The following is a 13175-nucleotide window of genomic DNA, read 5'->3' on the forward strand; positions in this document are numbered from 1 at the left end:
AAACGAAACATCATCATGGAATCAGAACGGATCTCATTAAGCAACCGCCGCCGTGCGCTCATCTTCGCCAACATCATGCTCTCGTGCATCGCCACCACCATCATGGCCACGGCGCTCACCACGGCCCTGCCGCCCATCGTCGCCGACCTCGGCATCACCATACAGACCGGCCAATGGCTCACCAGCGGCTACTCGCTCGCGATGGGCATCGTCATGCCGCTGACCGCCTTCCTCATCACCCGGTTCCCGACCAAACCGCTGTACCTCGCCGGCGCGGCGCTGTTCATCGTCGGCTCGCTGATCTGCGTGTCGCCGGTGCCGTTCGCCGTCATCATGGTCGGGCGCGTGATCCAGGCGTGCGGCAACGGACTGCTCATGTCGATGGCGCAGGTCGTGCTCATGACCATCTACCCGGACAACCGTGGCACGATCATGGGCTGGTACGGTCTCGCCGTCGGAGTCACGCCGGTGATCGCACCGACCTTGTCCGGCTTGATGGTCGACGCATTCGGCTGGCGGTCGATCTTCTACCTGGTGATCGCGGTGATGGCGGTGTCGCTGATCGCGGCCTGCCTCGCGTTCGACAACGTGCTGAAGACCTCGCGGCGATCCTTCGACGTGCTGTCCTTCGCGGTGAGCATCGTCGCGTTCGGCGGCGTGACGCTCGGCGTCGGCAACATCGGTTCCATGCCGTTCGTCAGCACGACGGTGCTGCTGCCGTTGGTGCTCGGCATCGCGGCGTCCGTGTGGTTCGTGATGCTGCAGCTCAAGCGCGAACGCCCGTTCCTCGACGTGCGCATATTGCGCAATCGTGGATTCGCGCTGAGCGTGATCGGCAGCATGCTGCTGTACTTCGCGATGATGGGCTCGTCGGTGATGCTGCCGCTTTACGTGCAGACCATCAAAGGCGGTTCCGCGTCGATGGCCGGCCTGGTGAGCATGCCCGGCTCGCTCGCCATGGCGGTCATCAGCCCGATGACCGGCAGACTGTACGATCGGTTCGGCGTAAAGCGGCTGTTCCTCATCGGCGGCATCTGCCTAACGCTCAGCAACCTGTGCATGGGCTTGCTGCCGTTGGCGGCGTCGATCTGGGTGGCAGGCACGATCAACGTGGCGCGTTCGCTCGCGATCGGCTGCCTGATGATGCCGCTCGTGACCTGGGGCACCAGCTGCGCGGGGGAGGGACGTCTTGCCGACGCGAACGCGCTGCTCACCGCATTGCGCACCATCGCCGGCGCGATCGGCCAAGCCGTGTTCGTCGGGATGATGACCGCGCTGGCGGCCTCTGCGCACTCCGGCGGCATGGATTTGGCCGCAGCGGACATGCGTGGCCTGAACCTGACGTTCCTGGCGATGGGCACATGTGCGGTCCCGCTGATCATCATCCCGCTCGTCTTCCTGCGCGCTGACCGGAACGTGTGATAACTCGGCCATAACGGAACCGGCCATGATGGCACGTGCCGCGCGTCATCGCGATTGACTTCGAGCGCTCGCAGTCGGTATATCTGTTGATGGTGGCGCAAGGAGTCCGCAAAAGGAGGCGACCGAATGATAATCGACGAGCGCATAGACCGCGGCACCCCGTTTGATTGGGGACGCGTGTCGGACGACTATGCGCGGTATCGCGACATTTATCCGGCGCAGTTCTACCAGAAAATCCTCGACCGCGGCCTGCGTCGTGACGGGCAGCATGTTCTTGACCTGGGCACCGGTACAGGCGTGATTCCACGGGCTATGGCTCGATATGGCGCGGCATGGGTCGGCGTCGACGTCTCCGAACAACAGATCGCCCAAGCGCGGCGGCTCTCCGAAGGCATGGGCATCGAATATCAGGCGATGCCGGCGGAGCATATCGATTTTCCCGATGCTATGTTCGACGTGATCGCCGCATGCCAGTGTTTCTGGTATTTCGACCATGAGGCGATTCGCGGCATCCTGCATCGCATACTTAAACCCAACGGCCGCATTCTCGTGCTGTACATGGCATGGCTGCCGTTCGAGGATCCTATCGCGGGGGCAAGCGAGCGACTGATCCTGAAATACAATCCGAACTGGAGCGGCGCCGGGGAGCGGATGCGGCCGATCGATATCCCCGCCTGCTATGCGGACGGGTTTGCGCTCGTCCATCATGAGGAGTGCAGGCTCGCGGTACCGTTCACGCGCGAAAGCTGGAACGGGCGGGTGAAGGCATGTCGCGGCATTGGTGCTTCTCTCCCCGCGAACAAGGTCGCGGCATGGGAGCAGGAGCATAAGACGCTGCTCGAACGCATCGCTCCGGAACGGTTCGACGTGCTGCATTATGCGGCAATGGCTGAACTGGAGCGTATCTGATCGGCGGCGATAATGGTTGATAACGGTTATGGACAACCCGAAACGAATGGCGGCGACATCATGAGCGAACCGGCACCCGTATCACAGGCATCATCGGCTCCTGCGGCGAATCGTATGCTGCTGGACTGGACCAAGGAACTGCAGGCTCTGGCCCAAACCGGATTGATGTACAACAAGGACCCGTTCGACCGGGAACGATATGAACGCATCCGCGACATCGCGCTCGGCATGCTCGCCATGCAGGCCGATATGCCGGCCGAACGCATCCGCGGCCTGATCAGCGCCGGATACCCGACGCCGAAACTCGACACCAGGGCGGCGATCTTCGACGTTGACGGACGCATCCTGCTCACTCACGAAAACAGCGGCGAATGGTCGCTTCCCGGTGGCTGGGTCGATGAGAATCAATCCGTACGCTCCAACGTGATCAAGGAAGTCAAGGAGGAGACCGGGCTTGACGTGACCGCCGACCGGCTCGTCGCAGTGCAGGATTGCGCCAACCACAACGGTCTGTCATTCCCATATGGGGTGATCAAGTTCTTCGTGCTCTGCACGCGTGTCGGCGGGTGCTTCGAATCGAATATCGAGACGACGGAGATCCGTTACTTCGACGAAGATCGGCTTCCCCGGCTCTCCACGACAAGAAACACCGCGGAGCAGATCGCCATGTGTTTCGCCGCCCACCGCGACCCCGGCTGGACGACGCTGTTCGAATAGGCGAGTAGTTGCTCTATTCCACTCCGCGAAGCAGCGTGTGCATGTAGTCGTGTAGCTGTTCGCGGGTGAGCGGGTGGCCGCGCAGGTACGTCCAGTCGAGCACGAGCAGCACGGTGTTCGCGTAATGGTCGGCGATCAGGTCGGCCGGCAGATCGAAACGGTCCCGGTCGATACAGGTGCGGATGATCTCGTGCGCCTGACGTTCGATGAACATGTGCAGGCTGGCGAACATCGCGCTTTCGGGCGGGTTGTTCTTAAGGATTGCGCTCAGTGGCTCCGTGTTGGATTCCAGCAGGTCGGCCATGGCGTCGAGTGCAATGTCTATGCGATGTTCCGGTTCGGTTGATGCGAGGTCGGCGAGCTCGGCCTGTCTGGACAGTGCGGTCCAACAGTAGGTGAGCAGATCGTCGCGATCCTCGAAATAGTTGTAGAACGTGGCGCGCGGATAGCCGGCGTGCTCGCACAGTTCGTTGACGCTGATGTCGGCGAACGACTTGACTTGCAGCAGTGCCATCGTCGCGTCGAAGAACGCGTCGAGCGTGCGTTGCGTGCCGCGTGTGATCTTGCCGTTGAAGTCTTTCTTCATGGTCCGCTCTCCTTCGGCGTCTGTTCGTGGTTCCCGTACTTGCGTCCGTTTCCGCATCATAGCCTATCGTTCATAATTTTACAGTTGTCCAACTTTGTGTTACTGTTTGGACAGTTGTAAAAAACTGGACTAATGAAAAGGTGATGATGATGACGACAGACACCGTGAACACGCCGATAGCCGAACCACTGACCCTGCCCTGCGGCGTGACGGTCAAGAACCGGTTCTACAAATCCGCGATGAACGAGGCCCTCGCCGGGCATGACTGCGCGCCGACCGAAGCGCATGTGCGCCTGTATCGTGCGTGGGCGCAAGGAGGTGCGGGCGTGCTCGTCACCGGCAACGTGATGGTCGACCATACGCAGCTTGGGGAGCCGGGCAACGTCGCCGTCGAGGATGAACGCGATCTGGTGATGCTGCGTCGCTGGGCTGCGGCAGGCACCGAACACGGCGCGCACTGCTGGATGCAGATCAACCATCCCGGCAGGCAGTCGCCCATCACCATCAACCGGCATCCGCTCGCTCCGAGCGCCGGCAAAGTCGACGGCGAATATGGCCGCTTCTTCGCCGAGCCGACCGAACTGACCCAAGACCAGATCCGCGACATCATCCGCCGGTTCGCCAACACCGCGCGCATCGCCAGAAAAGCCGGATTCACCGGCGTTGAGATCCACGCGGCTCACGGCTATCTCATCAACCAGTTCCTTTCGCCGCTCGACAACCGGCGCACCGACGAATACGGCGGCAGCCTCGCCAACCGCGCGCGCTTCCTGTTCGACGTATTCGACGCGGTACGCAAGGCCGTTGGCCCCGACTTTCCGATCGCGGTGAAACTCAACTCGTCCGACGTGCCGATCGCCGTCAAGGTCAACGAGCGCGACGGCGCGCCTGGCGGCTTCAACGAGGAGGAATCCATCTGGGTCATGAAACAGCTCGAGGCGCGCGGCGTCGACCTCATCGACATCTCCGGCGGCACCTACTCCAAGCCGGTCATCCAAACCAATGACGGCGCGGCCGAGGACCGCCGCCGCGGCGTGTACTTCACCGACTTCGCGCGCCGTGCCAAAGGCGAACTGACCGTGCCGGTCGCCCTGACCGGCGGTTTCCGCAACGCCGCCGACATGAACCGTGCGTTGGACGCGGGCATCACGCAGATGATCGGCATCGCGCGCCCGCTCGCGCTCATGCCCGACCTGCCGAACCGCATCATCCGCGACGGCTGGCAGGACTCCGTCGACCTGCCGCGCGTCACGACCGGCATCAAGCCGCTCGACAAGGCATTCGGCGGCATCCTCGTCATCAGCTGGTTCGAACTGCAGATGCACCGCATCGCACGCGGCCGCACGCCGAACCCGCATATCGGCGGCATGCGCGCGCTCCTGTTCGCCATCAAGCAGCACGGACCGGCCGCGCTTGTCCCGCGCCGCCGCAAAGGCCGGCAGTGAGCCATGGTGCGCGGTCGAATATGGACTCAGTGTCGGCCGTTGCGCAAACAGCGGCGACCGAGACTGAGTCCATGATGCGCGTTGCGATTCGGTCTCGGCCGGTATGGGCGTGCGAAACGACCGAAATTGAGTCCCCGTGTCGGCATGGTGATTCGATTGCGGTCGGCAATTGGGCGGCAAGCGACCAGAACTGAGTCATGATGGTGAGGTAATCGCGGCGCCGTCGATTCAGCCGGCCCGGCAGCCGGTGCGGTAGCGGGCGGCGGTGGCGACGCCGTGCAGCATGAGATCGGTCATGACGTCGGCCAGCTCCTCGTCGGGCGCGTCCATGCCGGCCAGCACCCACTGGTCGACCGTCTCGCAGATCGCGCCCGCCCAAAAGGCTGCGGCATAACGCGGGCCGATCTCATGCCGGTCGACGCTGCGGTTCATGCTCGCACGCATGTGCTCGTGAATGCGATCGCCCTGGCCGGCCTGCAGGATCAACCGATACTGCGGCGCGATGGCGCGCACGCCGGCGAGCATGGCCAGCCATGCCTCGCGGGTCTGCGTCATCGGATCGTACTGCAGGAGACTGCGGTTGATCTCCTCGAAGATGGTACTGAGGAACCCGTCGAGAATCGCCTCCTTCGACGCGTAGTTGCGGTAGTAGGCGTTGCGGGAGACGCCGGCGCGGCGTGCGATGTCGGTGACGGTGATCGACTCGAACGGTTTCGTCTTCATGAGCTGGATGAGCGCGCCCTCGATGCAGTCGCGCACGAATGCGTTCGACTCCTCGTTGTTGCGATGCAGTGTGGCCAGTCGGCGGTCGCCGGTTTGATCTCCAATGGTGCGATGATTCGCAGGCTGGTTGTCGGCGGTCTGATCGGCGACGGTCAATCGGTCGCCGGCTTGTCGGTCATATGCCATGTCACATTTCCTTCCGTTCTGTCATCGCCGTGCCTGAGTTGCTTGCGCTCGTCGTCGAGCGACGATTACCGTCAGTGGTGTCACACTTGTACCATCATAACCGGAAGGCATCCGACAGTAATGCACCGCGCATCATCCAACGCAACTCATCCCAAGAAAACCATCCTCGTCACCGGCGCATCCAGCGGCATCGGCAAACAGACCGCACTCGCGCTCGCCGCACAGGGTCATACGATCATCATGCACGGCCGCAACACGCGCAAAACGCAGGAAGTGCGCGACTGGATCGTCGAACGCACCGGCAACCGCGACGTGCACGCACATGTCGCCGACCTGTCGCTGATGAACGAAGTCGCGCGGTTTGCTGCCGACATCAATGCGGCCTACGACCATCTCGACGTACTTGTCAACAACGCCGGCGGACAGTTCGGCTCCACCCGCGAGGTCACCGCCGAAGGCCACGAGAAAACATTCGCCATCAACACGCTCGCACCGTTCCTGTTGACCAACCTGCTGCTGCCAAAACTCCAACGCAGCCCGTCGGCGCGCATCGTCACCGTCGCCAGCGAATCCTACCGTCAGGCCGGCCAACCGATCCTCGACGACATCGAACTGGAAGGCCACTATTCAATGGCACGCGCCTACGGATTCTCCAAACTGTACGTCTGGTGGCTCATGCGGCAGCTTGATGCGCGACTCAAGGCGGCCGGCGTGCGCAACGTCACCGTGAACACGGTCGAACCGGGATCGGCGGCGACTGCGCTGCAACGCGAGTCGATCCGCAAGTCGCCGTGGATGCTGCCGCTGATCATCCTATGGCTGCCGTTCATCCGCACCGCCCGACACGGAGCGCGCACGAGCGTGCTCATGGCTTCGTCGCCGACCGTCGAGGGCGTCAGCGGCGAATTCTGGGGCAACATGCGCCGCAAGCACATCAATGGCAAATGGATCTCGGCCGACGGCGAGCGCCGCATCTGGGACTATTGCGAACGGGTCTGTGCCTCGTATCTGACCGACGTGACGCAATAACGCCGGCGGTCGCCATATACCACAATTCGGCGCGGGACACCAGTCTGTTGCGCAACGAATCGATCCCGTAAGCTGGGACGAATGAATGAACATACGAAGACCGAACGCGCCGTGGGAACTTCAGATATCCCATCCGCGAGTCTGCCCCAAGCCGACCGCGATGCGGAGCACATGCAGGGACACTGGGTGCTGGCCCAACTGGGCAAACGAGTGCTCAGGCCGGGCGGTGAGCGGCTCACCAAGCGCATGCTCGCGCAGGTGGCGATCGCCGGCCGTCGTGTGGTGGAATTCGCGCCGGGACTGGGCCGCACCACGCGGCTGATCATGGAAGCCGGACCGTCGGCATACACCGGCGTCGACCGGGACGCGCAGGTGGTGGACATCATCAGACCGCTGGCGGCCCCGGTGAACGGCATCTGCGTGCTGGCCGACGCGGCGCAGACCGGATTGCCCGACGCGTCCGCGGATGTGGTAATCGGCGAGGCGATGCTCACCATGCAGTCCGAACGCGGCAAGCGGGCGATCATCGGTGAGGCGCATCGTCTACTCGCCCCGGGCGGACTATACGCGATCCACGAAATGGGCCTCGCGCCGGACGGGCTCGACGAATCCGTCAAGGATGCGATCCGCAAGGATCTCGCCAGGGCGATCAAGGTCAACGCCCGTCCGCTGACCGAGGCCGAATGGCGCGAACTGCTCGAATCCGCCGGCTTCGACGTGCTGTGGAGCGGCAGCGAGCCGATGGCATTGCTCAAGATGCGCCGCAATCTGGCGGACGAGGGCGTGGCCGGAGTACTGCGCATCATGCGCAACGTGCTGACCCACCGCGATCTGCGGGCGCGCGTCATGCAGATGCGTCACGTATTCAACACGTACGGCGACAAGCTGACCGGCGTCGCGTTCGTGGCGCGCCGACGGTAGCGTTCCGCGCGACAGGATACGCTGGAAGAACGCACGCGGCGACGGGTCGGTCGCCTCACGAAGATTGACCGTATGACCGTGCCGATGCCGGCTTTTTCGCGGAGCCGGCACCGGCAGACAGACAACGAACATGAAGGAGTTCGATGATGAGCGAACAGACGAACAATGAGAACGAAACGCAGCAGTCCCAGGTGATGGAGTTCATCGACGACCTGAAGCCGCTGGTCGAGGTGCAGCCCGAAGCGACCGTCTCGCGCACCGTGATGCAGGTGGAAGGCGCCAACGTGGTGCTCTTCTCCTTCGACAAGGGCCAGGAACTGAGCGAGCACACCGCCGCCATGCCGGTGCTGGTGCAATGCCTCGAAGGCCATCTCAAGGTCACCGGCGGCGGAAGGACCGTGGACCTCGTGCCGGGCGGCATCCTGCACTTCCCGACCCGCCTGCCGCACGCGGTATACGCCGCTGAGGCGTCCAAGATGATGCTGATCATGATGCGACACTGAATGTCCGCATGTCGGAATCATCGTTGCGTCAGACGGGACAACGACTGTCGTCGGGTGATCATCCGATCGGATTAATCCGTTCCGCAACGTGTTGCAACACACTTTCGGAGCGTGACGTGGAGCGGTTCGACGATCGATGACCGACATGCGGACGGCATGATGGACGCGAGCTGCGTGCGGGACTAGCGTGAATCGCATGGTCGTATGGGATTCCGAACAGTATCTGCGATTCAAGAAGGAACGCACGCAACCGTCGCGCGATCTCGCCGCGCAGCTGCCGCCGGACGACGGGACGGTCGTGCGCGTGCTCGACATCGGCTGCGGGCCAGGCAACAGCACCGCCGTGCTGCGCGAACGCTACCCGCACGCGACGATCCTCGGCATTGACAATTCGCCGGACATGATCGCCGCGGCGCGCGCCGCCCATCCCGACGTCGACTTCGCGCTGTGCGACGTGTCGAAACCGGACGAACTGGCCGCGCTGCCGCACGACTTCGACGTGGTGTTCTCCAACGCATGCATCCAATGGGTGCCCGACCATGCGCGTCTCATCCCCGCGATGCTCGGCCTCCTGCGCGAAGGCGGCGCGCTGGCCGTGCAGACGCCGATGAACTACGAGGAGCCGATCCACCGCATCATCGCCGAACTCGTGCATTCTCCGGCATACGCGGAACGGCTGCCGCAGAGCCGCGAGTTCTACAACCTCACGCCACCCGAATACTGGGAGCTGCTGCACGCGAACGCCGCGTCCTTCCGCATCTGGAAGATCACGTACATGCACACGCTGCCCTCGCACGAAGCCATCATGGACTGGTATCGAGGCACCGGACTGCGCCCGTACCTGCAGGCGCTGGCGGACGACGGCGAGCGTAAGGCATTCGAGCGCGCGGTGTTCGACCTGGTCCGCGACGCCTATCCGACGCAGTCGGACGGCAGCATCATCTTCCCGTTCCCGAGGTTCTTCTTCACCGCCGTCCGCAGGCACGCCCCGCAACAAGATACACGATGACCGCCGCCGGCACGGCGATCATCAGCATCGGATAGAACCACGCCGGATCGACTCGCTCATACAGGACGCCGCCGATGATCGGCCCCAACGCCATGCCCAGATCCAGCCCGATGTAGTACGTGCCGTTGCCGCGCCCGCCATGACCGGCCCCGGCCAGACGTACGGCGGCGGACTGGCTGACCGAACTCATGATGCCGTAGGACGCCGCCATGAACACGGCGGCGACCAGCATGACCCCGTTGCCGCGCATGACCGTGAGCGCACCGAGCGAAACCATCATGCACGCCGCGCACAACCATAGGAACCATCGGAACGAACGCCGGTCGAACAGGTTGCGCATGGCCACGCGCAACGCCAGCAACGCGACCGCGTACAGCGGGAAGAACAGGCCGACGTCCACCGGCAGCCGCCGTGCCTCCACATAGGTGACGATGTACGACTGCGTGGCGCAGTAGGGGATGGCGAACAGCATGAACACGAACGCCACCGGGATCACGCGCACCGAAATCGTCCGTTCGACAAATCCCCGAAGACCGGTATCGGCCTGCGGCATCGCAGCCCCCGCCGTCGATGCCGTTGCCGCGTTGCGCCGCGCCATGTCGTCGTGCGCGAACGACACCAGCACAAGAGCGACGATCATCGCGGCGACGACGACAGCGAACGTCACATGATATCCGAACTGCGAACGCAGACGGATGCCGGCGGCGGGGCCGAGCGCCATGGCCAGAGCGTTGACCATGCCGTAGTACCCCATGCCCTTGCCGATGTGATCCAACGGGATCAATGCGGTCAGCCAGGCCGCAAGGCATACGGACAGGCCGGAGAAACCGATGCCGTTGACGATGCGGGCCACCAGGATCGACGTCGCATCGGGCGAAGCCGCGTAGCCGGCGTTGGCGACGATCAGCAGCATGATCGCGACCATCGCGAACCGGCGCAGCGGGGCGTGGTCGCTGAGCCGCCCCGCCCACGGCCGGCACAGCAGCGAGACGATGTTCATCGTGCCGGCTATCGTGCCCGCCAACGTTGCGCTCGCACCCAGAGAGTGCGAGTATCCGACGATCAATGTGGTGCCCATCATGGTGCCGGCCATGTAGAAGAATGCCGCGGCCATGATGAGCGCGATGTCGACGGTCATGAATCCGCGTTCGTTCGCACGTTCGGTTATGCGCTGTCTCCTTGCCATTGCCGGCATAACGACTTCCCTTCACGATATCGTCCGTCGCGTCGGACGCGATGATCGACGGATGCTTCCGATATCGCATTGTATGGTCGCCGGTTATGCGTCCGGTCTGTATCGTGACGCCTTGTGGTGCTCGAGTGCGTTCTTTTGGTTATAACTGATGTTGGGAATAATGTGACAGGCGCGCGCGGGACGGAGGCGGCATGTACGACAGGCGATTGGACGCCATCATCGCGGCGGAGGAATGCGGCAGTTTCAGCCGGGCGGCGCAACGGCTGCATCTGTCGGCGACCGCGGTGATCAAACAGATCGCCGGGTTCGAACACGAATACGGATTGACGTTGTTCGCCCGGACCAACAACGGCGTGACCCCCACGGCGTCCGGACGCGCGTTGATCGAGGACGCGCGCGGCCTGATCCGGCAAAGCGAACGGTCGCTGCAGCATGCGCGGCAACTGGGACGAACGGCAGGGGAGACGGTCCGGCTCGCCGTATCCATGCTGCGTCCGGCGACCCCGCTGCTCGAACTGTGGCCGCGCGCATCGGTCTGGCTTGCGAACCAAGGACGTCACGTGAGTCTGGAGCTGGTCTCACTGGCGGACGGCCCCGACGGATTCATGACCGCGCTCGACCATCTCGGCGAGGACGTGGACATGACGGCCAACGGCTTCTCTCCGGGACGTCGGGAACATGACTGCAACGTGCTCAAACTGGGCGAGTATCCGCTGCGCATGGGCGTGCCCCTGTCGAATCAGCTGTCGGTCCGCTCCGGCTCGACGCTGCACTTGAGCGATCTGGAAGGCCAGCGCATCCATATCCCCGCGCCCGGCGTCAACGATGCCATGGATCGGGCGCGGGCCGTGCTGTCCGCGGTGCCGGGCGTCACGCTGATCGACATGCGGTCGTATACGTTCGACGATTTCAACGCGTGCGCGGCCAGCGGCGATCTGATCCTCGCCCGCACCTTCGGCACCGGCATCCATCCCATGATTCGCCCGATGCCGGTGGACTGGGATCTGACCATCGCCTATGGGCTGTTCTATCCCAAGGAACCGTCTGCCGCCGTCCAGGCGTTCGTGGACGCGATCGGCGCCGTGCTGCAATAGAAACGCGCCCAATGCGTATGAGGGCACTGGGCGCGCGGAATCATATGTGACGAAGGTATCGCCGGCTGTGCTATTCGGCCAGCAGCGCCTCGCGATACCGCCGTCCGGCGTCGGCGAGCGCCGCGTCGTCCAGTTCCATCGACTCGAACACGACGAACGGCTTCAACCACATGGCGTGCGTGTATCGGGCCATCATGCGGTACGGCGAGAGCACTTCGTCGATCGTCGCACCGTCGTCGACCGGCTGGTATTCGGATTCCGGCCCGCCGGCGGTCGTGGCGACCATGATCTGCTTGGCCGTAAGCGCCTCGCCGTCCGTGCCGTACGCCCAGCCGTATTCGAGCACCTTGTCCTCCCACTCCTTGAGCAGCGCGGGCGCGGAATACCAGTAGAGCGGGAACTGCAGCACGATGCGATCATGCTGCTCGACGAGCTGCTGTTCGGCGGCCACGTCGATCTTGCCGTTCGGGTAGAGCGCGTATTCGTCACGCACGGTGACGTTGCCATCGGTGTCCTGTTGCGCGGCGGCCATGAGCGCGGCGTTCGCGCGGGAGCGGCTCAGATCGGGGTGAAAGACGAGGACCAGCGTTTTCATGATGTCTCCTTCGACTGCGTTGTGGCGATCATACGATTTGTGCGTATTGCCACTACTGTACCGTATGGGACGATCGATTCGGGAGACTGACGCTCGGTGGGCCGTCACCACGGCAGCGGCTTGCCGTCGCGGAAGAAGCCGCCGGTCGGACCGTCGTCGGGCAGCGTCGCCGCCCAGGTCACGCTTTTCGCGCTCACCTCGACCGGACGGCCGAACATGCCCGAGCCGAACGTGTCGGTGATGTCCGGGCAGACCGCGTTGACGAGGATATGGTCGGCGGCGAGCTCCTTCGCGGTCTTTATCGTCAGGCCGTTGATCGCGAGCTTGGAGATGCCGTATCCGGACGCGGGGATGCCCATCGCGCCGTGCAGGAACCCGTACTGCGGGTCGCCGTACGAGCCGGCGCCGCTGGACACGTTGACGATGCGGCCGTGCTCCGACCTGCGCAGCAGCGGAATGAACTTCTGCGTGACGATCCACGTGCCGATTACGTTCGTGTCGAGCACGGCGCGCATCTCGGCGATGTCCTGTTGCTCGACGGATGCGCCGGCGCGCATGGACGCCGCGTTGTTGACGAGCACGTCGAGCCGGCCGAAGCGGCGGTCGACTTCCGCTGCTGCCGCGGCGACGCTTGCCTCGTCGGTGGTGTCGAGACGCACATAACTTGCGGAAATGCCCTGGCCGATGAGTTCCTGCGTGAGCTGCGCGAGTTCCGGCCTGCGCGCGGCGAGGATGACGTGATAGCCGGCCTCGCCGAGCTGACGGGCGGTCTCGTAGCCGAGGCCGCCCTTGCGGCCCGAGCCGGTGATGAGTGCGATCTGCTGCATGGCGATCTCCTTCC

General features: G+C 63.7%; 14 protein-coding genes. 9 read left to right on the forward strand and 5 right to left on the reverse strand.

What is annotated here, in order from left to right; all coding sequences use genetic code 11:
* Window positions 1-15 precede the first annotated feature (15 nt).
* The 3 genes from GFD25_RS09735 to GFD25_RS09745 all read left to right on the forward strand — a co-directional run bounded on the left by GFD25_RS09735 (window position 16) and on the right by GFD25_RS09745 (window position 3048).
* On the forward strand, window positions 16-1422 hold the full coding sequence (locus tag GFD25_RS09735) for a DHA2 family efflux MFS transporter permease subunit (protein WP_204314865.1): 1407 nt from the start codon (window positions 16-18) through the stop codon (window positions 1420-1422).
* A gap of 126 nt (window positions 1423-1548) precedes the next feature.
* On the forward strand, window positions 1549-2331 hold the full coding sequence (locus GFD25_RS09740; RefSeq protein ID WP_163232328.1) for a class I SAM-dependent methyltransferase: 783 nt from the start codon (window positions 1549-1551) through the stop codon (window positions 2329-2331).
* A 60-nt stretch (window positions 2332-2391) separates the two neighbouring features.
* On the forward strand, window positions 2392-3048 hold the full coding sequence (locus GFD25_RS09745; RefSeq protein WP_163232330.1) for an NUDIX hydrolase N-terminal domain-containing protein: 657 nt from the start codon (window positions 2392-2394) through the stop codon (window positions 3046-3048).
* A 13-nt stretch (window positions 3049-3061) separates the two neighbouring features.
* Here GFD25_RS09745 and GFD25_RS09750 read toward each other — a convergent pair whose 3' ends face one another.
* Window positions 3062-3634 carry a TetR/AcrR family transcriptional regulator gene (locus GFD25_RS09750; protein ID WP_163232332.1) on the reverse strand — a complete coding sequence of 191 codons (573 nt, stop codon included), beginning with the start codon at window positions 3632-3634 and terminating at the stop codon, window positions 3062-3064.
* A gap of 149 nt (window positions 3635-3783) precedes the next feature.
* Between GFD25_RS09750 and GFD25_RS09755 the strand changes: the two genes are divergently transcribed.
* Window positions 3784-5079: an NADH:flavin oxidoreductase/NADH oxidase family protein gene (locus GFD25_RS09755; protein ID WP_239512532.1), complete on the forward strand. Its 1296-nt coding sequence runs from the start codon at window positions 3784-3786 to the stop codon at window positions 5077-5079.
* Between the two features lie 228 nt (window positions 5080-5307).
* Here the strand turns inward: GFD25_RS09755 and GFD25_RS09760 are convergent, their stop codons facing one another.
* The gene (locus GFD25_RS09760; protein ID WP_163232333.1) at window positions 5308-5988 is read right to left on the reverse strand and encodes a TetR/AcrR family transcriptional regulator; all 681 of its coding nucleotides are present in this window, start codon (window positions 5986-5988) and stop codon (window positions 5308-5310) included.
* A gap of 120 nt (window positions 5989-6108) precedes the next feature.
* Here GFD25_RS09760 and GFD25_RS09765 point away from each other — a divergent pair, with 120 nt between their 5' ends.
* From GFD25_RS09765 to GFD25_RS09780, 4 genes are all read left to right on the forward strand, one after another.
* Window positions 6109-7017, forward strand: a complete 909-nt coding sequence (locus GFD25_RS09765; RefSeq protein ID WP_163232335.1) for an SDR family NAD(P)-dependent oxidoreductase — start codon at window positions 6109-6111, stop codon at window positions 7015-7017.
* A gap of 111 nt (window positions 7018-7128) precedes the next feature.
* Window positions 7129-7938: a class I SAM-dependent methyltransferase gene (locus tag GFD25_RS09770; RefSeq protein WP_338024650.1), complete on the forward strand. Its 810-nt coding sequence runs from the start codon at window positions 7129-7131 to the stop codon at window positions 7936-7938.
* Between the two features lie 194 nt (window positions 7939-8132).
* Window positions 8133-8441, forward strand: a complete 309-nt coding sequence (locus GFD25_RS09775) for a cupin domain-containing protein (protein ID WP_420837556.1) — start codon at window positions 8133-8135, stop codon at window positions 8439-8441.
* 196 nt (window positions 8442-8637) lie between these two features.
* On the forward strand, window positions 8638-9450 hold the full coding sequence (locus GFD25_RS09780) for a methyltransferase domain-containing protein (protein ID WP_163232341.1): 813 nt from the start codon (window positions 8638-8640) through the stop codon (window positions 9448-9450).
* On the opposite strand, the gene GFD25_RS09785 is transcribed toward GFD25_RS09780, so the two are convergent.
* Entirely contained in the window at window positions 9407-10588 is a 1182-nt protein-coding gene (locus GFD25_RS09785; RefSeq protein ID WP_163232343.1) for an MFS transporter, read from the reverse strand. The genes GFD25_RS09780 and GFD25_RS09785 overlap by 44 nt on opposite strands.
* A gap of 248 nt (window positions 10589-10836) precedes the next feature.
* Here GFD25_RS09785 and GFD25_RS09790 point away from each other — a divergent pair, with 248 nt between their 5' ends.
* Window positions 10837-11739 carry a LysR family transcriptional regulator gene (locus GFD25_RS09790; RefSeq protein ID WP_163232345.1) on the forward strand — a complete coding sequence of 301 codons (903 nt, stop codon included), beginning with the start codon at window positions 10837-10839 and terminating at the stop codon, window positions 11737-11739.
* Window positions 11740-11809: 70 nt separating this feature from the next.
* On the opposite strand, the gene GFD25_RS09795 is transcribed toward GFD25_RS09790, so the two are convergent.
* Together GFD25_RS09795 and GFD25_RS09800 are read right to left on the reverse strand one after the other, a co-directional pair.
* The gene (locus GFD25_RS09795) at window positions 11810-12334 is read right to left on the reverse strand and encodes an NAD(P)H-dependent oxidoreductase (RefSeq protein ID WP_163232347.1); all 525 of its coding nucleotides are present in this window, start codon (window positions 12332-12334) and stop codon (window positions 11810-11812) included.
* Window positions 12335-12438: 104 nt separating this feature from the next.
* Complete coding sequence (locus tag GFD25_RS09800) at window positions 12439-13161, reverse strand: SDR family NAD(P)-dependent oxidoreductase (RefSeq protein WP_163232349.1); 723 nt, start codon at window positions 13159-13161, stop codon at window positions 12439-12441.
* Window positions 13162-13175: the final 14 nt, after the last annotated feature.

This window comes from Bifidobacterium aerophilum (genome assembly GCF_010667685.1).
Taxonomy (GTDB): Bacteria; Actinomycetota; Actinomycetes; order Actinomycetales; family Bifidobacteriaceae; genus Bifidobacterium; species Bifidobacterium aerophilum.